We start from the raw sequence: 21,020 nt of genomic DNA, 5'->3' as shown, positions 1-21,020 counted from the left end.
CGTACGACCGGGTTCGCGCCCTTCGTACGGGACCGGGGAGAGCCGGGCGGCTCAGCTCCGGCAGAGCAGCGATTCGAGGACTTCCCGGAGCGCCGCCTCGGGGTCGGCCACCCGCCCCTCCGCCCGCCACGCCACGAATCCGTCGGGGCGCACCAGCACCGCACCCTCGGACGTCGTCCCGTGCTTCTCGGCCCAGTCGGCGCCCTCTTCGGGGACCAGATCGTCGTCCGGCCCGGTGCCGACCAGATAGCAGTCCAACCGGAGGCCGAACTGCTCGACGGCCGCCTTCACCGCGGTCCGCCACATCTCGCCCTCGGAGCCGGTGAGCAGCACGAAGGACTTCTCGTACAGGTCGAGGGTCGAGCGCCGCTCGCCGTTGACCCGCAGCCACATGTGCGGGGCGCGGGTTCCCGGTTCGCCCGTCAGCCGCATCTGTTCGGGTACCACCGGCAGCTCGGGGTCGGCGCCGACGACCGCGCCGCGCGGATAGCAGTACCCCAGAGCGACGGTGAGCACCCCGCGCTGCCGGCCACCGCCCGCGCCGGGCGCCGGCGCATAGCCCGGGTGGCTGTGCTCGGCCGAGCGGGCCGAGGCACGGGCGCTCGTCTCCCGCGCCACCGGCTGCCGCTCCGTCTCGTACGTCGCCAGCAGTTCGGGGCCGGCCGAGCCGTTCAGCACCGCCGCGAGCTTCCAGGCGAGGTTGTGGGCGTCCTGGATGCCGGTGTTGGAGCCGAACGCCCCGGTGGGGGACATCTCGTGGGCCGAGTCGCCGGCCAGGAAGACCCGCCCGGCCGCATATCGCTCCGCGACCCGTTCGGCGGCGTGCCAGGGAGCCTTGCCGGTGATCTCAACATCCAGGTCCAGCACGCCCGTTGCCCGGCGGATGTGGTCGATGCACCGCTCGTCGGTGAAGTCCTCCAGGGTTTCCCCCTGGTCGGGGTGCCACGGGGCGTGGAAGACCCAGTCCGCCTCGTTGTCGACCGGCAGCAGTGCGCCGTCGGCCTCCGGGTTGGTCAAGTAGCAGGCGATGAAGCGGCGGTCGCCCACCACGTCCGCCAGCGCCGGTGCGCGGAAGGTGATGCTGACGTTGTGGAACAGGTCGCCGGGCCCGGTCTGGCCGAAGCCCAGCCGCTCCCGGACCGGGCTGCGCGGGCCGTCGGCCGCGATCAGGTAGTCCGCCTGCACGGTGGTGTGCTCGCCGGTCTCCCGGTTCTTGACGACCGCGGTCACGCCGTGCGCGTCCTGGTCGAAAGAGATCAGCTCGGTGGAGAACCGCAGATCGCCGCCGAGTGCGCGGGCACTGCCCACCAGCACCGGTTCGAGATCGTTCTGGCTGCACAGACACCACGCGGCCGGGCTGATACGGGCCAGCCCACCGCTCGGGTCGATCTCCTTGAACAGCCACTCCTGATCGTCGCCGGTGAGCGACGGCGTCTGCAGAATTCCGTGGTTGTCGGCCAGGATCGACGCGGCCTCGCGGATCTGCCGCTCCGCGCCGGCCACCCGGTACAGCTCCATCGTGCGGACGTTGTTCCCTCGCCCGCGTGGGTGACGTGAGGTGTCGGAGTGCTTCTCGACCAGCAGGTGCCGGACGCCCAGGCGTCCCAGGAACAGTGATGCGGACAGGCCTACCAGGGACCCGCCCACGATGAGTACCGGAACCCTGTCTTCGGCGGTGGGATTCATTGCGTGCTCCAGCTCGGGGGGCGCGTAGGGCAGATGGAGCACGCATGCCCGGCCCGGGACCTGTTCGATCACGGTTCACCTGCATGGCTCACAGATCTCGCGCCGCCCGTGGGTGGCGGCCACGATCGAATCCGGGACGCCCCCGGACACCGGGCGGGCCGCCCCCACCATCCGGCTCAGTCACCGGATCGCACCGGAACTGACGACGCACCACAGGGGCCATCGGGCCCCGAAGGAGATGCGTAGACGATGACAACGCTGTCGGAACGAATATCCCAGTCAGCCTTCGACGGCTCCCGGCTCCGGGTCGTGCTGCTTCTGGATCTCCACGACGGAGCCCAGCAGGACTTCCTGAAAGCCTACGAGCACCTGCGCAACCAGGTCGCGTCCGTGCCCGGACACATCACCGACCAGCTGTGCCAGTCCATCGAGAACCCCTCGCAGTGGCTCATCACCAGTGAATGGGAGAGCGCACCGCCCTTCCTGGCCTGGGTCAACAGCGAGGAACACGTCAAGATGGTCCAGCCGCTGCACGGCTGTGTACGCGACACCCGGTCGCTGCGCTTCAGCGTGCTGCGCGAGACCTCGAACGTCGCCCTCCACACTCCCGAGCCCCCCAAGGGCCGGCTGCAGGCCAACCCCCGCGTCGGCGACGGTGTGGTCCGGCACGCGCTGACCTTCACCGTGAAGCCGGGCAGCGAATCGATGGTCGCCGAGATCCTCGCCGGGTACACCTCCCCGGAGGCCCGGGTCGACGACACCACCCGGCTCCGCCGCACCTCCCTGTTCATGCACGGCAACCGCGTCGTGCGGGCGGTCGAGGTACAGGGCGACCTGGTCGCGGCGCTGCGCCACATCTCCCGGCAGCCCGAGGTCCGGGCCGTCGAGGAGGCCATCAACCCGTATCTGGAGCAGGACCGCGACCTCAGCGACCCGAACTCCGCCCGGGTGTTCTTCACCCGCGCCGCGCTGCCCGCGGTGCACCACGTCGCGGCGGGCAAACAGCAGCCCGACGGCGTACGGCGGCATGCGCTGACCTACCCCGCCAAGGAGGGGTGCGGCATGGCGCTGGCGCAGATGCTGGCGCGCCAGGACGAGCTGGCCGCCGACGACCCGGCGTGCCCCATCGCCGGTAGCACCATCTTCCAGCGTGACGACATCGTCGTCCGGCTCATCGATCTGCGGATCCCCGTCGACAGCGATCCGATGCTGTCGCTCGGTGTGCGCGGTCCCCGCAAGACGGCCGTGCTGCGGCGTCTCCTCGACACCGATGTGGCCGGCGGTCTGTCCAACGACCGCGAGATCGCGCACTTCCTGGAGCGCTCCGACATGGCCCTGATCACCGACCGCCGGGCACCGGGCGCCTGACCGCATCCGGCCGCGGCAGCCATCCACCCCCACTCAACCGCCGGCATCAGCCCCTGGAGGAATCAGCCATGACCACGCACCGCCCACGCATCGTGGACCTCAGTGAGACCCAGCCCAACCGCCGGCGCGGAGGTGATCTGCGCGCCATGCTGACACCCAGCGCGGTGGGCGCCACGAGTGGCTTCATGGGCATGGCACTCGTGCAGCCCGGCGAGCGCATCGGCGAGCACTACCACCCGTACTCCGAGGAGTTCGTGTACGTCGTCCAAGGCGCGCTCGAAGTGGACCTCGACGGGGAACCGCACCCGCTGCGTCCCGACCAGGGACTGCTGATCCCTCCCTATATGCGGCACCGCTTCCGCAATGTCGGCGACGTCGAGGCCCGGATGGTCTTCCACCTCGGCCCGCTGGCCCCGCGCCCCGAGCTCGGGCATGTCGATACCGAGGGCACGGAAGCGGGCACACCCGCCGCGCCACCCGAACGCACGGAGCCGGTGTCATGACCCGCCGCGTGGCGGTCACCGGCGTCGGCATCGTCGCCCCGGGCGGCGTGGGTGTGCCCGCCTTCTGGGACCTGCTGTCCGCCGGCCGTACGGCGACCCGTGGCATCACCCTCTTCAACCCGGAGGGTTTCCGCTCACGCATCGCCGCCGAGTGCGACTTCGACCCCGCGGCCCACGGTCTGAGCGAGGAGCAGGTGGCCCGCTCGGACCGGTACATCCAGTTCGCGATGGTCGCCGCGGACGAGGCGCTGCGCGACGCCGGCCTGGACACCGAGGAGGAGAACCCCTGGCGCATCGGGGTGTCCCTGGGCACCGCGGTCGGCGGCACCACGCGACTGGAGCACGACTATGTCGCCGTCAGCAACCACGGCCTGCGGTGGGATGTCGACCACCGGCCGGCCGGCCGGCACCTGGAGCGGGCGTTCTCGCCCAGTTCGCTGGCGTCCGCCGTGGCGGAGCAGATCGGCGCCCACGGCCCGGTGCAGACCGTCTCGACGGGTTGCACCTCCGGCCTCGACGCCATCGGGTACGCCTTCCACTCGATCGAGGAGGGCCGGGTCGATGTGTGCATCGCCGGCGCGTCGGACTCCCCGATCTCCCCGATCACCGTGGCCTGCTTCGACGCGATCAAGGCGACCTCGGCGAACAACGACGACCCGGCCCACGCCTCCCGGCCGTTCGACGCCCACCGCGACGGATTCGTCATGGGTGAGGGCGGCGCCGTCCTGGTCCTGGAGGAGCTGGAACACGCCCGCGCCCGCGGTGCGACCGTCCACTGCGAGATACGCGGCTACGCCACCTTCGGCAACGCGTATCACATGACCGGTCTCACCCAGGAGGGCCTGGAGATGGCCGAGGCGATCAACCGCGCACTCGGCCACGCCAAGCTCGACGCCACCCAGGTCGACTATGTCAACGCGCACGGCTCGGGCACCCAGCAGAACGACCGGCACGAGACGGCCGCGGTCAAACGGTCCCTCGGTGCGCATGCGCACAAGGTGCCGATGAGCTCCATCAAATCCATGGTGGGCCATTCGCTCGGTGCGATCGGCGCGATCGAGATCGTCGCCTGCGTGCTGGCGCTGACCCATCAAGTGGTGCCGCCGACGGCCAACTACGAGACTCCGGACCCGGAGTGCGATCTCGACTATGTGCCCAAGACGGCACGGGAGCTGCCGCTGCGTTCGGTGCTCTCGGTCGGCAGCGGCTTCGGAGGATTCCAGTCAGCGGTGGTACTGACCCGACAGGGTGGGAGGGCACGATGAGCTCCCCGAAAGAACGTCGTTCCGTCGTCACGGGCATTGGCGTCATCGCCCCCAACGGGGTGAGCACCGACGCCTTCTGGAAGGCGACCAGGGAAGGCATCAGCGTCCTCGACGTGGTGACCCGCGAAGGGTGCGAGCACCTGCCGCTCAAGGTCGCCGGCGAGGTCCGCGGATTCGACCCGGCGGATCTGATCGAGGAGCGATACCTCGTCCAGACCGACCGGTTCACGCACTTCGCCATGGCGGCGGCCAACCTCGCGCTGGACGACGCCCGCCTCGGCCGTGCCGACTACAACGACTCGCCGTTCGCGGTGGGAGTCGTCACGGCCGCCGGATCGGGCGGTGGTGAGTTCGGCCAGCGGGAGCTGCAACGGCTCTGGGGCCAGGGCTCCCGCCACGTCGGCCCGTACCAGTCGATCGCCTGGTTCTACGCGGCGAGCACCGGACAGATCTCCATCCGCGGCGGGTTCAAGGGGCCGTGCGGAGTGGTGGCCAGTGACGAGGCCGGCGGCCTGGATGCCCTGGCGCATGCCTGCCGCACCATACGGCGCGGCACCGACGCGGTCGTCGTGGGCGCCGCCGAGGCGCCGTTGGCCCCCTACTCGGTCGTCTGCCAGCTCGGCTACGACGATCTGAGCACACTCGACGACCCGGCCCGCGCCTACCGCCCGTTCACCAACGGCGCGTGCGGATTCGTACCCGCCGAGGGCGGAGCGATGCTGGTGGTCGAGGAGGAGGCGGCGGCCCGGAGCCGCGGCGCCACCGTCCGGGCCGTGTTGTCCGGGCACGCCGCGACCTTCACCGGAGCCTCCCTGTGGGAGGAGTCCAGGGAGGGGCTCGCCCACGCGATCCGCGGTGCACTGGAGGACGCGCGGTGCGCCCCGGAGGAGATCGACGTGGTGTTCGCCGATGCGCTCGGTGTCCCCGCGGCCGACCGGGCCGAGGCCCTGGCCATCGCGGACACCCTGGGGCGGCACGCCCCGCAGGTCCCGGTGACCGCACCCAAGACCGGCACCGGCCGGGCGTACTGCGGTGCCCCCGTTCTGGACATCGCGGCCGCGGTGCTCGCCATGGAGGACGGCGTCGTGCCGCCCACCCCCAACGTCGTCGACGTCTGCCACGACCTTGACGTGGTAACGGGCCGGGCCCGCCCCGGCGAATTGCGGACGGCGTTGGTGCTGAGCCGGGGACTGATGGGTTCGAACGCGGCGATGGTGCTGCGGAAAGGCCCCAAGTCCCCCTCGTGAGAAGGAGAAACCCAGATGACTGCTCAACTGACTCTCGACGAGCTGGCAGCGCTGATGAAGTCGGCCGCCGGCCTCACCGTCGACCCCAAGGAACTGGCGAACCGGTCCGAATCGACCTTCGCCGAGTTCGGCCTCGACTCGCTCGGCCTGCTCGGCATCGTGGGCGAGCTGGAGAACCGGCACGGCCGGCCGATGCCGACCGACGCGGAGCGCTGCAAGACGCCGCGTGACTTCCTCGACCTCGTCAACACCACCCAGAAGCACACCGACACCGTGCCTACGACAGGAGCCTGACATGCCCGGCCACACCGAGAACGACATCACCATCGCGGCGCCCCTCGACCTCGTCTGGGACATCACCAACGACATCGAGAAGTGGCCCCAGCTGTTCAGCGAGTACGCCTCGGTCGAGGTGATCTCCCGGGAGGGCGACAAGACCACCTTCCGGCTGACGATGCACCCGGACGACAACGGCACCGTCTGGAGCTGGGTCTCCGAGCGGGTCATCGACCGCCAGGGCCGCACCGTCCGCGCCCGCCGTGTCGAGACCGGTCCCTTCGAGCACATGGACATCCACTGGAAGTACGCGGAGATCCCCGGTGGCACCTCGATGCACTGGACCCAGGACTTCGCGATGAAGCCGCAGGCCCCGGTCGACGACAAGGGCATGACCGAGCTCATCAACCGCAACTCCCGGATCCAGATGGAGCTCATCCGGGACAAGATCGAACAGCGGGACCGCGAACTCCGGTCCGCCACCGTCAGCTGACGGCCCGCCAGGCCGTGCCCGGACCGCCACCCGGCGGCAACGAAGGGACCTCCCTGATGCACCACGCTCTGATCGTCGCTCGTATGGCACCCGGTTCGGCTCCGGACATCGCCGAGGTCTTCAAGGCCTCCGACCGTACGGAACTGCCTCACCTGGTCGGTGTCTCGCGGCGGACCCTCTTCCAGTTCGGTGAGGTGTATCTGCACCTCATCGAATCCGACCGGCCGCCCGGACCGGAGATCGCCAAGGTCACGGAACACCCCGAGTTCCGCGCCGTCAGCGAGAAACTGTCCGCCTTCGTCAGCGCGTACGACCCGCAGACCTGGCGAAGCCCCAAGGACGCGATGGCCCAGCAGTTCTACACCTGGGAGCGCGACGGCAGCGGCTGACGTGCACGCGGAGCCGAGGCGATCCCCCGGCTCCCGCGTCCATCCGTGAACGGGCAAGGTCGCCCGGCGAGGAGGCTCCTCCTCACCGGGCGACCTGCTGTTCACGGACCGGCTCATGCCGGGATGTAGCACTCGAAGGCGTGCAGATACGGGTTGACGACCAGGATGTCGCGGACCTCCAGCCCGGCATCCGCCATACGGCTGACGAGGCTCGCCTTGGAGTGCTTCGCGCCGCCGACGTTCAGGAGCAGCAGCAGATCCATGGCGGTGGTGAACTTCATCGAGGGGCTGTCGTCGATGAGATTCTCGATGATCACGACGCGGGCGCCGGGACGGGCGGCCGCCACGACATTGCGCAGCGTCCTGCGGGTGCTCTCGTCGTCCCATTCCAGAATGTTCTTGATGATGTAGACATCGGCCTGGACCGGGATGTCGTCGCGGCAATCGCCGGGCACGATGCGCACCCGGGAGGCGAGCGGGCCGCCCTTCCGCAGCCGGGGGTCCGGGTTCGCCACGACCGTGGGCAGATCGAGCAGCGTGCCCGTGAGCGTGGGGTACTTCTCCAGCAGGCTGGCCAGGACGTGCCCCTGGCCGCCGCCGATGTCCGCCACCGATGACGCCCCGGTCAGGTCGAGAAGCTCGGCGATGTCCTGCGCCGACTGCTTGCTGGACGTGGTCATCGCCCGGTCGAAGACCTGGGCGGAATCCCGCGCGTCCTCGTGCAGATAGTCGAAGAAGCCCTTGCCGTACAGGTCGTCGAAGACGCTGCGGCCGGAGCGCACCGCGTCATCGAGCCGCGGCCAGGCCTCCCAGGTCCACGGCTCCGTGCACCACAGGGAGATATAGCGCAGGCTGTTGGGGGTGTCCTCCCGCAGCAGCCGGGACATGTCGGTGTGGACGTACTTCCCGTCGTCGGTCTCCGCGAAGATCCCGTAGCAGGACAGGGCGCGCAGCAGCCGTTCGAGCGGCCGCGGCTCGGTCTTCACCGCGGCGGCGAGCTCCTCCGCGGTGGCGGGCCGGTCGTCGAGCGCATCGGCGACGCCGAGCCGTGCCGCGGCCCGTACGGCCGCCGCGCATGCGGCGCCGAAGACAAGCTCCCGCAGCCGCATGGCCGGCTGGGGGGTGGGACTTACGGTGGTCATTCCGCCTCTATTCTCCCGTTGAGGTGAGCGCACCGGGTGCACGTGGTGCACCCGGTGCACGTGGTGCACCCGGTGCGGCCGTCAGCACAGACCGGCCGGCTTCGAGGTCCGGCACTCATTGCGGATGAATCGGTTTCGCTTGCCCTTGGGGTCCCCGTTGACCAGGTCCGCCGGCCTGTTCCGCAGCACGATGTTGTGGCTGACGACATTGCGTTCGTTGAGCGCGTTCACAAAGCTGTGGAAGAGGACGATGCCGCCCGAGAGCGGGGACTTGCCGTGGTTGTCCAGGACCAGGTTGTGCCGCACCTGCGCCTTCTCGGTGCCGGTGAGGACGATGCCGGAGCCCTGGATGAAGGGCAGGCGGCTGTTGCCGGGGCAGTGCTTGTTGTTCTCGGTGATGCGGTTGTTCCGCACCGTCAGTTCGCCCGCCCGGGGGCGTGATTCGTCGCCGACGACGAACACTCCGCCGCAGTTCCGGGTGATGGTGTTGTAGGCGACCGTCAGGTTCCTGGCGCGTCGGACCGTGATGCCGAGCCGGTTCCGCGCCAGATAGTTCTCGCTGATCGTGGCGCCGCGGCTGTCGATCGCCCCGCCCTCCTCCTTGACGGTGTTCGCGAGGAAGATGCCGGCGTCGCCGTTGTCGACGGCGAAGTTGTCGCGGATCACCGAGCGGGTGGACTTCTCCTGCGCGATGCCCCACACACCGTTCTTGCGTACGGTCACGCCGTGCACGGACAGTCGGTCGGTGCCGGAGGCCCAGATGCCGTTCTTCTTGAAGCCCGCGACGGTCAGCGAGCGGATGTGGACGTCGCGGAGCGGGTGGCCGGCCTTGCCGATGACACAGATGCCGTTGCCGATCTGCCCGCACGCGTTCTCGGCCCGCTTACCGGGCGGTCTGATCACTGTCTTCTTGCCGGACCCGACGAGCCGCAGCCGCGACTTGTGGATCAGTACGCTCTCCCGGTAGATGCCGGGGCGGATGACGACGGTGTCGCCCGGCCGTGCCCGGTCCACCGCGTGCTGGATCGATTCTCCGGGGTGGACGACGTGCCGTCCCGAGGCGTCGCACGGCATGGTCGCGCCCAGCCCGCTGACCATCGCCGCTACCACGCAGCCCATGTATTTCATCTGTCGTAGCGCCATGAGGCGAAGCTATGGGCGATCACCACCGCTCGCCACACGTGGTAACCCGATGACGACGGTGGGTGCAGCGGCCAGCTTTCGACACGCCGTCAGTTCCCCTGCCCAGTCATCCAGCGGGCCATCCATCAGGGCCGGTCAGCAGGCATTTCCGAGCGCTCGTCGACGTCGCCGGCCGCACCGGCGCACGGCGGACAATCGGCCGGGCCGGAATCACCTGACCGGGTATCGGACGGGGTGTCGGACCGGGCATCGGATCGGTTGTCCGACGGGGCATCAGCCGACCCGTCCGGCCACACCTCGGTCAGGAAAGCCGCGAGGCTGGTCGGCAGGAACCACGGTCTGAAGCGGAAAACGGTCACGGATGCCCAACGCGCCGAACCCGGCCGACGACACCCGTCCAGGGCCGACGCGCCCACTTCATCACCCCAACGGCCGCGGGAGGCACGGCAGCTGCCGGTCAGTCCGTCTTGTGGATCGCCGCCTCGATCCCGTCCAGGATGACGCCGAGCCCGACCTCGAAGGTCTTTCGCGCCTCGCGTTCCAGATACGGCACCGACTCGTCCGTCTCCGGTGCGGCGCCCTCGGTCTCCAGGCGGACCAGTAGCGGGAAGCGCTCCGCGAAGTCGGGGACCATCTCGTCCAGCATGGCGGAACGGGCCTGCCACCACTCCTCGTCGGACACCCCCGTCGAGGCCGCGGCCTGCCGCGCTTCGGCGACGGTCTGCGCGGACCCGCGGACGAAGTGGACCAGTACCCCGACGACCCGCCGCAGCACCGCGGAGCGCAGCTCCGTGGCGTACAGCAGGCGCAGCAGTGTCTCCAGGCCGCGGTATTCGTGGGGGCCGAGCACCGGCCGGGCCTGGGAGACCTGGAGCACCCAGGGATGGCGCAGAGAGAACTCCCAGGTGTCCTCGGCCCAGGACGTCACCGCGGTTCGCCAGCCCGGCGTCAGGTCGTAGTCGGTGGGCAGCTCGGCCAGCACCTGGTCGTACATCAGGTCCACCAGCTCGCTCTTGCCGGGGACGTAGGTGTAGAGCGCCATCGCGGTACGCCCCAGGCGCTCGCCGACCGCGCGCATGGACAGCGCCGCCATGCCGTCGGCGTCGGCGACCGCGATCCCGGCTTCGACGATCGCCTCGACGCTCAGCGCCGGTTTGGGCCCCGGCCACCGTCTCGTACGTGTCCCGGTGGGGCCCTCGGCGCGCCACAACAGCGACATCGAACGGCGGGCGTCGCCCTGCCCGGCGAATACGACCACTTGCGACTCCTTACGGCATAAAGTAACGTCACCGGCTGAACTCTTTACGGCGTAAAGATATCAGGAGGGGTGGCAGCCGACATGGGGGCCGAGCGAACCGGCGGGCAGCCGGACAACGGGAAAACATCCGCCGCGGACAGCCACGACATGATCGAGGTCCGCGGCGCCAGGGAGAACAACCTCGCCGATATCTCGCTCGACATCCCCAAACGCCGCCTCACGGTGTTCACCGGAGTCTCCGGTTCGGGGAAGTCCTCCCTGGTCTTCGGCACCATCGCGGCCGAATCACAGCGACTGATCAATGAGACCTATACGGCCTTCGTGCAGTCCTTCATGCCGAGCCGCGGCCGCCCCGATGTCGACGCACTGCGCAATCTGAGCGCCGCGATCGTCGTCGACCAGGAGAGAATGGGCGCCAACTCCCGCTCCACGGTCGGCACCGCGACCGACGCCCACACCATGCTGCGGATCATCTTCAGCCGCCTCGGCACCCCGCACGCCGGCACCTCCACCGCCTTCAGCTTCAACAGCGCCGAGGGCATGTGCCAGACATGCGAGGGGCTCGGCCGGGTCTCCACGATCGACACCGACGCGCTGGTGGACACCGAACTCTCCCTCAACGAGGGCGCGATCACCGTGCCCGGCTTCACGGTCGGCTCGTGGTACTGGCAGACCCTCGCCCTCTCCGGATTCTTCGACCCCGATGTGAAGCTGAAGGACTACACCCCCGTCCAGTGGGACGATTTCCTGCACAAACCCGCCACCAAAATCACGGTGGGCACCTCCCGTATCACCTATGAGGGCCTGCTGGTGAAGGTGCAGCGGATCCATCTCGCCAAGGACCGCGCCTCCATGCAGCCGCATATCCGCGCCTTTGTCGACCGGGCGGTGACCTTCACCGCCTGCGGTGCCTGCGGCGGCACCCGCCTCAACCCCGCCGCGCTCGGCTCCCGTATCGCCGGCCGCAATATCGCCGAATGCTCGGCGATGCAGATCACCGATCTCGTCCGCTTCGTCCGGGCCCTCGACGACCCGTCGGTGGCCCCGCTGACCGGCACCCTGCGCCACACCCTCGACTCGCTCGTCGAGATCGGCCTGGGCTATCTGAGCCTGGACCGGGAATCCGCCACGCTGTCCGGCGGCGAGGCCCAGCGGGTGAAGATGGTCCGTCACCTCGGCTCCAGCCTGAGCGATGTCACCTACGTCTTCGACGAGCCGACCGTCGGACTGCACCCGCACGACATCCAGCGGATGAACGACCTGCTGCGGCGGCTGCGCGACAAGGGCAACACGGTCCTGGTCGTCGAGCACAAACCCGAGACCATCGCGATGGCCGACCATGTCGTCGACCTCGGCCCGGGAGCCGGATCGGCCGGCGGACAGCTCTGCTTCACCGGCGATGTCGCCGGGCTCCGCGCCTCCGGCACCCTGACCGGGCGCCATCTCGGCCACCGCGCCCGCCTGCGCGAGACCGTCCGGCGGGCCCGCGGACAGCTCCCGATACGGGGCGCGAACCTGCACAACCTCAAGGACGTCGGCGTCGACCTCCCGCTCGGTGTGCTCACCGTCGTCACCGGCGTCGCCGGGTCGGGCAAAAGCTCCCTGATCCATGGTTTCCTGCCGCGGCGGGACGGCGTGATCGTCGCCGACCAGTCTCCGATCCGCGGCTCCCGGCGCTCCAACCCGGCCACCTACACCGGGCTGCTCGGCCCGATCCGCACCGCCTTCGCCAAGGCCAACGGCGTCAAGGCCGCCCTCTTCAGCGCCAACTCCGAAGGCGCCTGCCCCACCTGCAAGGGCATCGGCCTGGTCTACACCGACCTCGCGATGATGGCGGGCGTGGCCTCGGTCTGCGAGGAGTGCGAGGGCAAGCGGTACACCCCCAAGGTGCTCACGTACACCCTGCGTGGCAAGAACATCAGCGAGGTGCTCGCCATGTCGGTGGCCGAGGCCCGGGAGTTCTTCCCCACCGGGCAGGCCCGCGCCCTCCTCGACCGCCTCGCCGAGGTGGGCCTGGGCTACCTCGGCCTGGGGCAGCCGCTCACCACCCTCTCCGGCGGCGAACGACAGCGGCTCAAACTCGCCATCCACATGGCGGAGCGGGGCGCCGTCTACGTCCTCGACGAGCCGACCACCGGACTGCATCTCGCCGATGTGGACCAGCTCCTGGGCCTGCTGGACCGCCTGGTCGACGACGGCAACACCGTCATCGTCATCGAACACCACCAGGCCGTGATGGCCCACGCCGACTGGATCGTCGACCTCGGTCCCGGTGCCGGCCAGGACGGCGGCCGGGTGGTGTTCACCGGCACCCCCGCCGATCTCGTCGCCACCGGCGACTCGCTGACGGCCCGCCATCTGCGGACCTACCTCGGGATGCGCACCGCGTAAGCCCCACCCCACCCCTGCTTCCCGCCACTTCCCTTCATGGAGGATCCGATGACGGACGTGCCCGTCGCGCTCATCCAGGTCACCGACGTCCGGCGGCTCACCCCGCGCATGGTCCGTATCACCTTCGCCGGGGACGGTCTCGACGACTTCCCCACCTGGCCCGACCAGCAGCTCAAACTGTGCTTCCCCCGACCGGGCCAGACCGCGCCCCGGCTGCCCGACGAGGGCGCGGACGGCGATGTGATGCGCTGGTACCAGGCGTTCCTCGCCATCCCCGAGGACGAACGGCCCTGGATGCGCAGCTATACGGTGCGCTCCTACGACCCCGTCCGGCGCCGGATCAGCATCGACTTCGTGCTGCACGGCACGACCGCGGCGACGGCCGGCCCGGCGACCCGATGGGCGGCCTCCGCCGCCGTGGGAGACACCCTTGCCCGGTACGGCCCGGCGGCGATGTACGCCCGGCCGCTGCCGCTCGACACCGCCGACTGGTTGCTGCTGGCCGGCGACGAGACGGCACTGCCGGCCATCGGCACCCTCGTCGAAGCGCTGCCGCCCGGTGCCCGCGCCCTGGCCTGCATCGAGGTGGCCGACGCGGCCGAGGAGCAGCAGCTCGTGAGCCCGGCGGACCTCACCGTGCGGTGGGTGCACCGGGACGGGCACGGCGACGCCCTGCCGGCGGCCGTACGCGCACTGCCCTTCCCGCCGGGTTCGGGCTTCGCCTGGCTGGCCGGTGAGGCGGGCGCGGTACGTGCGCTACGGCGTCATCTGGTCCAGGAGCGCGGCTTCGACAAGCGGCAGATCGACTTCAGCGGCTACTGGCGGCGCACGCTCACCCAGGACGACGCCCCGACCGAGGAGGACCTCGCCGAGGCACGGGAGCGCATCGAGGCCGCCCGGTCCCCGCAGGACTGAGGCTGCCGGGTTCAGCCGGCCCGCTCCGCCGCGCTGCGCTCCACACAGAACTCATTGCCCTCGATATCGGCCAGCGTCGCCCACCCCGTCCCGTCGGGCCGCCGATGGTCGGCCACCAGGGTCGCGCCGAGCGCCAGCAGCCGCGCCACCTCCTCGTCCCGGCTGCGGTCCTGCGGCTGCAGATCCAGATGCACCCGGTTCTTCACGGTCTTGGCGTCGGGCACCGCGATGAACAGCAGCGCGCCGCCGGCGGCCGTGACCGTGGCCTCCGGGTCGCCCGGCCGGTCGTCGTCGGCCAGTGATCCGTCCAGTACCTGCGCCCACCAGCCGGCCAGGCGAAAGGCGTCGGTGCAGTCGATCGTCACATGACGTATGAGTGAAGTCATGCGCGCCACTATGAGGTCGGCGGGTGGTGCTGTCCACCGGGTTGCCCGGCCGCCGACGGGGCGAATCGGGCCGCCGCAACGGCGATGCGAACGCACTGCGTTCGGGTGCCCGCCGCGGTGCGCCGTCTCGCCGGGCCCGGCATCAGGACGCGGTGGCCGGGGCGGGGCCGCTTTGTCCGCCACACCCATTCAAGTCGCCCGCCCCCGTCGTCTACAGTTGCAGAATTCCGCAATTCAACAGATGACGCGACGGCCGTTCGGCCTGAACGCGGAGGACATGCGTGGGCGGTTTCGCCGAATCGGTACGGGAACGGGTGCGCGCGGTACGGGCCGCGGACGGGCCCAAGAGCGGGGCGCGGACGTGAACGGCGCCTGGGTTCCGCTCTATCAGGCCAAGGCCGATTTCTTCCGGATGCTGGGCCATCCGGTCCGTATCCGGGTGCTGGAGCTTCTCCAGGACGGGCCGATGCCGGTACACGGTCTGCTCTCCGCCCTGGAGGTGGAGCCGTCCGCGCTCTCCCAGCAGCTGGCGGTGCTCCGCCGCTCGGGCATCGTGACGGCCACCCGCAGCGGCTCCACCGTCGTCTATGCGCTGGCCGGCGGCGATGTCGCCGAACTGCTGCGCGCCGCCCGACGGGTCCTCACCGATGTGCTCACCGGGCAGCATGCGCTCCTCACCGAGCTGCGGCAGGCCGAGGCCGGCGCGGTGCCGGCCGGCGGTGGCGTGCCGTTGACCACCGGGACCGGGTGATCGCCGATGGCCGGCGTACCGAGGCGTAAGGGGCCGCCGCCATGGCGCGCGGTCCGCTCACGCACCTGCATACCCAAGCCCTCCGGGCCGGGCACGGCATGGCCCTGCCGGGGGCGCCTCCAGGGGCGAGGACCGATCCGTACGACCCGTGGGCACGGCCGTGCCTGTCCGGAGCTCGCCGTCCGCCACCGCACCTCACCACGCTGCGGTGTCCGACGGGCCCGTACGACCGCGGTCCGTCCCGGGACACAACTGGCGAGGCTGCCCGGCACGGTGCTGCTGACCCACCGGGCTCCCCGGCCCAGCCCGTGGCGACGGGTGTTCCTCCACATCGTCGTCACGAATCTGCTGCTGGTCTTCCTGGCGCTGGTCATCTATCTGGGCCGGCACGCGGGGACGTGACGGAGCCGACGGGGGAGCGCGACGGGCCGACGCGGCGGTCTCATACCGTCGCCACCCGCTCCCTGACCCGCCACAGCCATGCGATGTCCCGCCCGAACGACCACACCAGCAACGCCAGCGCCACCGCTACCAGGGCGGCCGCGGACGCCCGCGGCACGATTCCGGCACCGGCCACGACCAGCACGATCCCCTGCAGCGCCGCCACCGTCTTGCGGGCCATGCTGTGCGGCAGGGCACCGCGCAGCCACGGCAGTGCCCAGGACGCCGCGACGAACGCGTACCGCATCAGACCGATGCTCAGCACCCAGGCGCCCAGCGGCATCGCGACATACACACAGAGCACCAGGATGAGAAAGGCGTCGACCTCCATGTCGAAGCGCGCCCCCAGGGGCGTCGCCGTTCCGGTGCGCCGGGCCACCTGCCCGTCGACGGCGTCCAGGATCAGCGCCACGGTGGCCAGTGCGATCAGCGCCGCGACCGGCGCCTGCCGGTCGAAGGAGTCCGCGACCAGCGCCGTCACCCCGCCGACGAGCGTCGCCCGGGCCAGTGTGACGCGGTTGGCCGGCCCGAACGAACCGTTCCACGACCGGCGCAGCGCGAAGGTGAGCACGGCCCAGGTGACCACGGCGAACGCGGAACCCGTGAGCCAGCCCGCGGTTCCCAGACCGACCACCCGGCACAGCACTTCGAGCACCAGCAGCTGTACGCCCATGCCCGCCGTGGTGTCCGGCGCGAACGGCCTTATGTCATAGCGCGCTTGTACAGCCACCGGACCTCCCGGACTTGTGGCGGAGTCGATGGGCGCCGCGTATGGTGACGGCGTCCTCATGATCCCCAGCATCAACGAACCCTCGCCGTAGCGTCCAGGAGGATCCCGATGCCGCGCGTCGCTTGTGCCTTTTGGCTAAGCGCTCCAGGTCAGGGCGAGATCCGGGCGGAGCCGTTGGCGAGCCCCGGCGCCGACGAGGTCCTGGTGCGCACGGTCTGCTCCGCGGTGAGCCGCGGAACCGAGACCCTGGTCTTCCGCGGCGGGGTGCCCGAGAGCCAGCACACCGCGATGCGGGCGCCGTTCCAGGAGGGCGACTTCCCCGCGCCGGTCAAGTACGGCTACCTCAATGTCGGCGTCGTCGAGGAGGGGCCGCCCGCGCTGCGCGGCCGTACGGTCTTCTGCCTCTATCCGCACCAGACGCACTACGTCGTTCCGGCCGGCGCCGTCACCCCGGTACCGGACTCCGTGCCCGCCGCCCGTGCCGTGCTGGCGGGCACGGTGGAGACCGCGGTGAACGCCCTGTGGGACGCCGCGCCCCTGGTCGGCGACCGGATCGCGGTGGTCGGCGCGGGCATGGTCGGCTGCAGTGTCGCCGCAATCCTCGCCCGCTACCCGGCCGTCCGGGTGCAGCTGGTCGACGCCGACCCCGCGCGTGCCGAGACCGCCCGGGCGCTCGGCGTCGACTTCGCGCTGCCGGAGAACGCGCTGGGCGAGTGCGACCTCGTGGTGCACGCCAGCGCCACCGAGGACGGGCTGGCGCGCTCGCTCGAACTGCTCGCCCCGGAAGGCACCGTCATCGAGCTGAGTTGGTACGGCGACCGACGGGTCAGCCTGCCGCTGGGGGAGGCCTTCCACTCCCGCCGGCTGGTCGTCCGCAGCAGCCAGGTGGGCGCCGTCTCCCCGGCCCGGCGGGCCCGCCGTACCTACGCCGACCGGCTCGCGCTCGCCCTCGAACTGCTCGCCGACCCCGCCTTCGACGCGCTGATCACCGGCGAATCAGCCTTCGAGGACCTGCCGCAGGTACTGCCCCGGCTCGCCTCCGGCGACCTCCCGGCACTGTGCCACCGCATCCGGTACGCACCCGCGGGCCGGTAACGGTTCCCCCGGGCGGACCCCGACGCCGCCCCTCCCACGACACCACCACTGAGACCGACATCACACCGGAGGAACGCCCGTGTTCAGCATCACCGTCCGCGATCACCTCATGGTGGCGCACAGCTTCCGCGGCGCCGTTTTCGGACCCGCGCAGCGGCTGCACGGCGCGACCTTCATCGTGGACGCCACCTTCCGCCGCGCCGAGCTCGACGGCGACAACATCGTCGTCGACATCGGCCTGGCCACCCAGGAACTCGGCGGTGTGGTCGGCGAACTGAACTACCGCAACCTCGACGACGAGCCCGCCTTCGCCGGCATCAACACCTCGACGGAGGCCCTGGCCAAGGTCATTGCCGACCGTCTCGCCGACCGCATCCACGCCGGCAACCTGGGGGAGGGCGCCCGCGAACTGACCGGGATATCGGTCACCCTCCATGAATCGCATATCGCCTGGGCGACGTACGAGCGCGCTCTGTGACCCCGGCCGGCGCCACCGCGGCGGCGGAGCGCGTGGTGCACTTCGTGCTGCCCGGTGACGTCGACGATCCGACGGCGCCCAGCGGCGGCAACACCTACGACCGACGGGTGTGCCGCGATCTACCGGCGGCGGGGTGGCGGGTGCGCCCGTACGCGGTGCCCGGGAGCTGGCCCCGGCCGGACCCCGCCGCCCGCACCCGTCTGGCGCGGCGTCTGGCGGCGCTGCCGGACGGCGCCGTCGTCCTCCTGGACGGCCTGGTCGCCTGCGGCGTCCCCGAGGTCCTGGCCCCCGAGGCGGAACGGCTGCGGCTCGCCGTGCTGGTGCATCTTCCGCTGGCCGACGAGACCGGGCTGGACCCCGGCCCGGCGGCGGAGCTGGACGCCCGTGAACGCCGCACACTGCACGCCGTACGGGCCGTGGTGGCCACCAGCGAGTGGGCCGCCCGACGGCTCGTCACGCACCACGATCTGGCGCCCGCGCGCGTCCATGTCGCCAGACCGGGCGCCGACCCCGCCCCGCTCGCGCCCGGTACCGACGGCGCCACCGCGCTGCTGTGCGTCGCCGCCCTCACCCCGCGCAAGGGACAGCACCGCCTGATCGACGCCCTGGCGACCGTCACCGATCTGCCCTGGAACTGCACCTTCGTCGGCGGGCCCGGCCGCGACCCCGGCTACGCCGACCAACTGAAGCGCCGCATCGCGCAGTCCGGCCTCGGCGACCGGATCGGCTTCGCCGGGCCACGAGCGGGCGCGGAGCTCGACGCACACTATGCCGCCGCCGACCTGTTGGTGCTCACCTCGTACGCCGAGACGTACGGCATGGTCGTCACCGAGGCGCTGGCGCGCGGGATTCCGGTGCTGGCGACGGCGGTGGACGGGGTACCGGAAGCCGTCGGGCGGGCCCCCGACGGCAGCCTGCCCGGCCTCCTCGTACCGTCCGGGCCTCCGGCGGCGCTCGCCGACGCCCTGCGTGGCTGGCTCGTGGATCCGCAGCTGCGCGACCGGTCGAAGAACGCGGCGCGCGGGCGGCGTGCCATGCTGGAGGGGTGGGAGATGACGTCGCACAGTCTGGCCGGAGTGCTGGAACGGCTTCGGCACGAGCCCGGGAGCGCGCGATGACCGCGCCCGCCGGGCCCCGATTCGCCCCGCGCTGGCTGGAGTTGCGGGAGCGCGCCGATGCCGCGGCCCGCGCACCGGAACTGCTGCGTCCGCTGCGTACCTGGCTGTCCGACCGGGCGGGCTCCCCGGGCGGCCTGGTGATCCGCGATCTGGGCTGTGGCATCGGCTCGATGGGGCGCTGGCTGGCCGTCCGGCTGCCCGGCCCGCAGCACTGGATCCTCCACGACCACGACCCCGTACTGCTCGCCCACGCCGGCGAGCGGATGCCCGTAACGGCCGCCGACGGCACGCCCGTTACCGCCCTGACCGAACGCGGTGACCTGGCCGCCCTCACCGCCGCGGACCTCGCCGGCACGTCGTTGGTCACCGCGTCCGCGCTGCTCGATCTGCTCACCCGCGACGAGGTGGAGGCGCTCGCCGAGGCCTGTACGGGCGCGGGGTGCCCGGCGCTGCTGGCCCTCTCCGTGGCCGGGCGCGTCGAGTTGACCCCGGCCGATCCGCTCGACGCCGAGTTCGCCGCCGCCTTCAACGACCATCAGCGCCGCACGGACGGGGGCCGCGGCCTGCTCGGCCCGGACGCGATCGGGGCGGCCGTCGCCGCGTTCGAGCGGCGCGGTTGGACGGTCCTGGTGCAGTCCAGCCCATGGCGGCTCGGCTGCGCCGAGTCCGCGCTGATCGCCGAATGGCTGCGCGGCTGGGTCGGTGCCGCACATGCCCAACGCCCGGAGCTGGCGCCCGAGGCCGTCGCGTATCTGCGCCGGCGGCTGGAGGAGTGCGCGGCGGGGGAGCTTGGCGTCGCGGTGCACCACACCGATCTGCTGGCGCTGCCCCGGCCGCCGTCCGGGAGTAAGTGATGAACCGGTCCGGCTGGGCGGCCTGGCTCAGAATGCTCACGGGGTTGGGGATCCTCGTGGTGCTGGTGTGGCATCTGGGGTCCGACGCCTTCCTGAACGGCCTGCGCCGGATCGACGCCGCCACGCTGCTCGCCGCCCTCGGTCTCGGCCTGCTGACCACGGTGTGCAGCGCCTGGCGCTGGTGCCTGGTGGCCCGCGGCCTGGGCCTGCGGCTGTCGCTGCGCCGGGCCGTCGCGGACTACTACCGGGCCCTGTTCCTGAACGCCGCGCTGCCCGGCGGGGTATGGGGAGATGTCCACCGCGCCATAGGGCACGGCCGAAGCGCCGGCGACCTGGGCCGCGGGGTGCGCGCGGTGGTCCTGGAACGCACCGCGGGCCAGCTCGCCCTGTTCGTCGTCGGGGCGGCGGTGCTGCTCGCCCGCCCGTCCCCGGTGCTGGCGCCGGTCACCCGCTTCCTCACCTCGCCCGGCGTCGCCCTGCCCGCCGCCGTGGTGGGCGTGCTCGTGATCGCGACCTCCTGCCGGCTGCGTCGCCGCCGAGGCGCCTCGCGCGGCGAACGCGCCCTGCGCACCGTACTCTCCGAAGCCCGCCAGGGCCTGCTGGCCCGCGGCGTCTGGCCCGGTGTCGCGCTCTCGTCGGTGGCGGTCCTTGCGGGCTACCTCGCGATGTTCGTGCTGGCCGCCCGTGTCGCGGGCGTCACCGCACCGACGGCCGAGCTGGTGCCGCTGGTCGTCCTGGCGCTGCTCGCGATGGCGCTGCCGCTGAACGTCGGCGGCTGGGGCCCACGGGAAGGCGTCGCCGCCTGGGCCTTCGGCGCCGCCGGCCTAGGAGCGGCGCAGGGCCTCACCACCGCCGTGATCTACGGCGTGCTCGCCCTCGCCGCGAGCCTCCCCGGCGTCGCGGTGCTGCTCGCCCGCTGGGCCCTCGGACTGCGTACCGAGCGCCCGCAGTTCGAGCTCGAAGAGCGTGTCCTCGCCGAGCAGGGCGCGCCGCAGCGGCGGACGTAGCGCCTCGCGCATCACCGGCGTACCGGGAAACCGCAGGCCGGGGACGCCGTCGCCGAGCAGGACCGGCGCGACGGTGAGATACAG

The 21,020-nt window shown here is 71.3% G+C and carries 22 protein-coding genes; 16 read left to right on the top strand and 6 right to left on the bottom strand.

Features of this window, described 5'->3' with window-relative positions; genetic code table 11:
• Positions 1-51 precede the first annotated feature (51 nt).
• A complete protein-coding gene (locus KI385_RS06480) occupies positions 52-1,686 on the bottom strand; it encodes an FAD-dependent oxidoreductase (RefSeq protein ID WP_238577587.1) in 1,635 nt (544 codons plus the stop codon).
• A gap of 249 nt (positions 1,687-1,935) precedes the next feature.
• Here KI385_RS06480 and KI385_RS06475 point away from each other — a divergent pair, with 249 nt between their 5' ends.
• From KI385_RS06475 to KI385_RS06445, 7 genes are all read left to right on the top strand, one after another.
• Positions 1,936-3,054, top strand: a complete 1,119-nt coding sequence (locus tag KI385_RS06475; protein WP_238571255.1) for a SchA/CurD-like domain-containing protein — start codon at positions 1,936-1,938, stop codon at positions 3,052-3,054.
• A 68-nt stretch (positions 3,055-3,122) separates the two neighbouring features.
• Positions 3,123-3,557: a cupin domain-containing protein gene (locus tag KI385_RS06470; protein ID WP_238571254.1), complete on the top strand. Its 435-nt coding sequence runs from the start codon at positions 3,123-3,125 to the stop codon at positions 3,555-3,557.
• The gene (locus tag KI385_RS06465) at positions 3,554-4,822 is read left to right on the top strand and encodes a beta-ketoacyl-[acyl-carrier-protein] synthase family protein (RefSeq protein WP_128512699.1); all 1,269 of its coding nucleotides are present in this window, start codon (positions 3,554-3,556) and stop codon (positions 4,820-4,822) included. The genes KI385_RS06470 and KI385_RS06465 overlap by 4 nt, the downstream gene beginning before the upstream one ends.
• Entirely contained in the window at positions 4,819-6,069 is a 1,251-nt protein-coding gene (locus KI385_RS06460; RefSeq protein WP_238571253.1) for a ketosynthase chain-length factor, read from the top strand. The genes KI385_RS06465 and KI385_RS06460 overlap by 4 nt, the downstream gene beginning before the upstream one ends.
• Positions 6,070-6,084: 15 nt before the next feature.
• Positions 6,085-6,363 carry an acyl carrier protein gene (locus tag KI385_RS06455; RefSeq protein ID WP_238571252.1) on the top strand — a complete coding sequence of 93 codons (279 nt, stop codon included), beginning with the start codon at positions 6,085-6,087 and terminating at the stop codon, positions 6,361-6,363.
• A gap of 1 nt (position 6,364) precedes the next feature.
• Positions 6,365-6,838 (top strand): SRPBCC family protein, encoded by a 474-nt coding sequence (locus tag KI385_RS06450; protein WP_128512702.1) that lies wholly within the window; start codon positions 6,365-6,367, stop codon positions 6,836-6,838.
• 56 nt (positions 6,839-6,894) lie between these two features.
• Positions 6,895-7,227 (top strand): TcmI family type II polyketide cyclase, encoded by a 333-nt coding sequence (locus KI385_RS06445; RefSeq protein WP_238571251.1) that lies wholly within the window; start codon positions 6,895-6,897, stop codon positions 7,225-7,227.
• 113 nt (positions 7,228-7,340) lie between these two features.
• Here KI385_RS06445 and KI385_RS06440 read toward each other — a convergent pair whose 3' ends face one another.
• The 3 genes from KI385_RS06440 to KI385_RS06430 all read right to left on the bottom strand — a co-directional run bounded on the left by KI385_RS06440 (position 7,341) and on the right by KI385_RS06430 (position 10,770).
• Positions 7,341-8,369, bottom strand: coding sequence for an acetylserotonin O-methyltransferase (locus tag KI385_RS06440; protein ID WP_238571250.1), 1,029 nt, complete (start codon positions 8,367-8,369; stop codon positions 7,341-7,343).
• An 81-nt stretch (positions 8,370-8,450) separates the two neighbouring features.
• Positions 8,451-9,512, bottom strand: a complete 1,062-nt coding sequence (locus tag KI385_RS06435; protein ID WP_238571249.1) for a right-handed parallel beta-helix repeat-containing protein — start codon at positions 9,510-9,512, stop codon at positions 8,451-8,453.
• Between the two features lie 457 nt (positions 9,513-9,969).
• Entirely contained in the window at positions 9,970-10,770 is an 801-nt protein-coding gene (locus KI385_RS06430; RefSeq protein ID WP_238571248.1) for a TetR/AcrR family transcriptional regulator, read from the bottom strand.
• A gap of 81 nt (positions 10,771-10,851) precedes the next feature.
• Between KI385_RS06430 and KI385_RS06425 the strand changes: the two genes are divergently transcribed.
• Together KI385_RS06425 and KI385_RS06420 are read left to right on the top strand one after the other, a co-directional pair.
• Positions 10,852-13,161 carry an ATP-binding cassette domain-containing protein gene (locus KI385_RS06425; RefSeq protein ID WP_238571247.1) on the top strand — a complete coding sequence of 770 codons (2,310 nt, stop codon included), beginning with the start codon at positions 10,852-10,854 and terminating at the stop codon, positions 13,159-13,161.
• Positions 13,162-13,209: 48 nt separating this feature from the next.
• The gene (locus tag KI385_RS06420; RefSeq protein ID WP_238571246.1) at positions 13,210-14,076 is read left to right on the top strand and encodes a siderophore-interacting protein; all 867 of its coding nucleotides are present in this window, start codon (positions 13,210-13,212) and stop codon (positions 14,074-14,076) included.
• A gap of 11 nt (positions 14,077-14,087) precedes the next feature.
• On the opposite strand, the gene KI385_RS06415 is transcribed toward KI385_RS06420, so the two are convergent.
• Positions 14,088-14,462 carry a VOC family protein gene (locus KI385_RS06415; RefSeq protein WP_238571245.1) on the bottom strand — a complete coding sequence of 125 codons (375 nt, stop codon included), beginning with the start codon at positions 14,460-14,462 and terminating at the stop codon, positions 14,088-14,090.
• A 361-nt stretch (positions 14,463-14,823) separates the two neighbouring features.
• Between KI385_RS06415 and KI385_RS06410 the strand changes: the two genes are divergently transcribed.
• A complete protein-coding gene (locus KI385_RS06410) occupies positions 14,824-15,213 on the top strand; it encodes an ArsR/SmtB family transcription factor (RefSeq protein ID WP_280525065.1) in 390 nt (129 codons plus the stop codon).
• A 273-nt stretch (positions 15,214-15,486) separates the two neighbouring features.
• On the top strand, positions 15,487-15,615 hold the full coding sequence (locus KI385_RS43865) for a hypothetical protein (protein WP_280525066.1): 129 nt from the start codon (positions 15,487-15,489) through the stop codon (positions 15,613-15,615).
• A 40-nt stretch (positions 15,616-15,655) separates the two neighbouring features.
• On the opposite strand, the gene KI385_RS06405 is transcribed toward KI385_RS43865, so the two are convergent.
• Positions 15,656-16,384, bottom strand: a complete 729-nt coding sequence (locus KI385_RS06405; RefSeq protein ID WP_425356876.1) for a CDP-alcohol phosphatidyltransferase family protein — start codon at positions 16,382-16,384, stop codon at positions 15,656-15,658.
• A gap of 108 nt (positions 16,385-16,492) precedes the next feature.
• Between KI385_RS06405 and KI385_RS06400 the strand changes: the two genes are divergently transcribed.
• The 5 genes from KI385_RS06400 (at position 16,493) to KI385_RS06380 (ending at position 20,936) form a co-directional block, all read left to right on the top strand.
• The gene (locus KI385_RS06400; RefSeq protein WP_238571244.1) at positions 16,493-17,479 is read left to right on the top strand and encodes a zinc-dependent alcohol dehydrogenase; all 987 of its coding nucleotides are present in this window, start codon (positions 16,493-16,495) and stop codon (positions 17,477-17,479) included.
• A 79-nt stretch (positions 17,480-17,558) separates the two neighbouring features.
• On the top strand, positions 17,559-17,957 hold the full coding sequence (locus KI385_RS06395) for a 6-pyruvoyl trahydropterin synthase family protein (protein ID WP_238571243.1): 399 nt from the start codon (positions 17,559-17,561) through the stop codon (positions 17,955-17,957).
• Positions 17,954-19,075, top strand: a complete 1,122-nt coding sequence (locus KI385_RS06390; protein ID WP_238571242.1) for a glycosyltransferase family 4 protein — start codon at positions 17,954-17,956, stop codon at positions 19,073-19,075. The genes KI385_RS06395 and KI385_RS06390 overlap by 4 nt, the downstream gene beginning before the upstream one ends.
• Positions 19,072-19,929 carry a class I SAM-dependent methyltransferase gene (locus KI385_RS06385; RefSeq protein WP_238571241.1) on the top strand — a complete coding sequence of 286 codons (858 nt, stop codon included), beginning with the start codon at positions 19,072-19,074 and terminating at the stop codon, positions 19,927-19,929. Before KI385_RS06390 ends, KI385_RS06385 begins: the two co-directional genes overlap by 4 nt.
• Complete coding sequence (locus tag KI385_RS06380; protein WP_238571240.1) at positions 19,929-20,936, top strand: lysylphosphatidylglycerol synthase transmembrane domain-containing protein; 1,008 nt, start codon at positions 19,929-19,931, stop codon at positions 20,934-20,936. Before KI385_RS06385 ends, KI385_RS06380 begins: the two co-directional genes overlap by 1 nt.
• Positions 20,937-21,020 lie beyond the last annotated feature (84 nt).

It is taken from the genome of Streptomyces inhibens (assembly GCF_022221585.1).
Classification (GTDB): Bacteria; Actinomycetota; Actinomycetes; order Streptomycetales; family Streptomycetaceae; genus Streptomyces; species Streptomyces inhibens.
The sequence above is the reverse complement of the archived record's forward strand: the minus strand, read 5'-3'. Positions and strand labels throughout refer to the sequence as shown.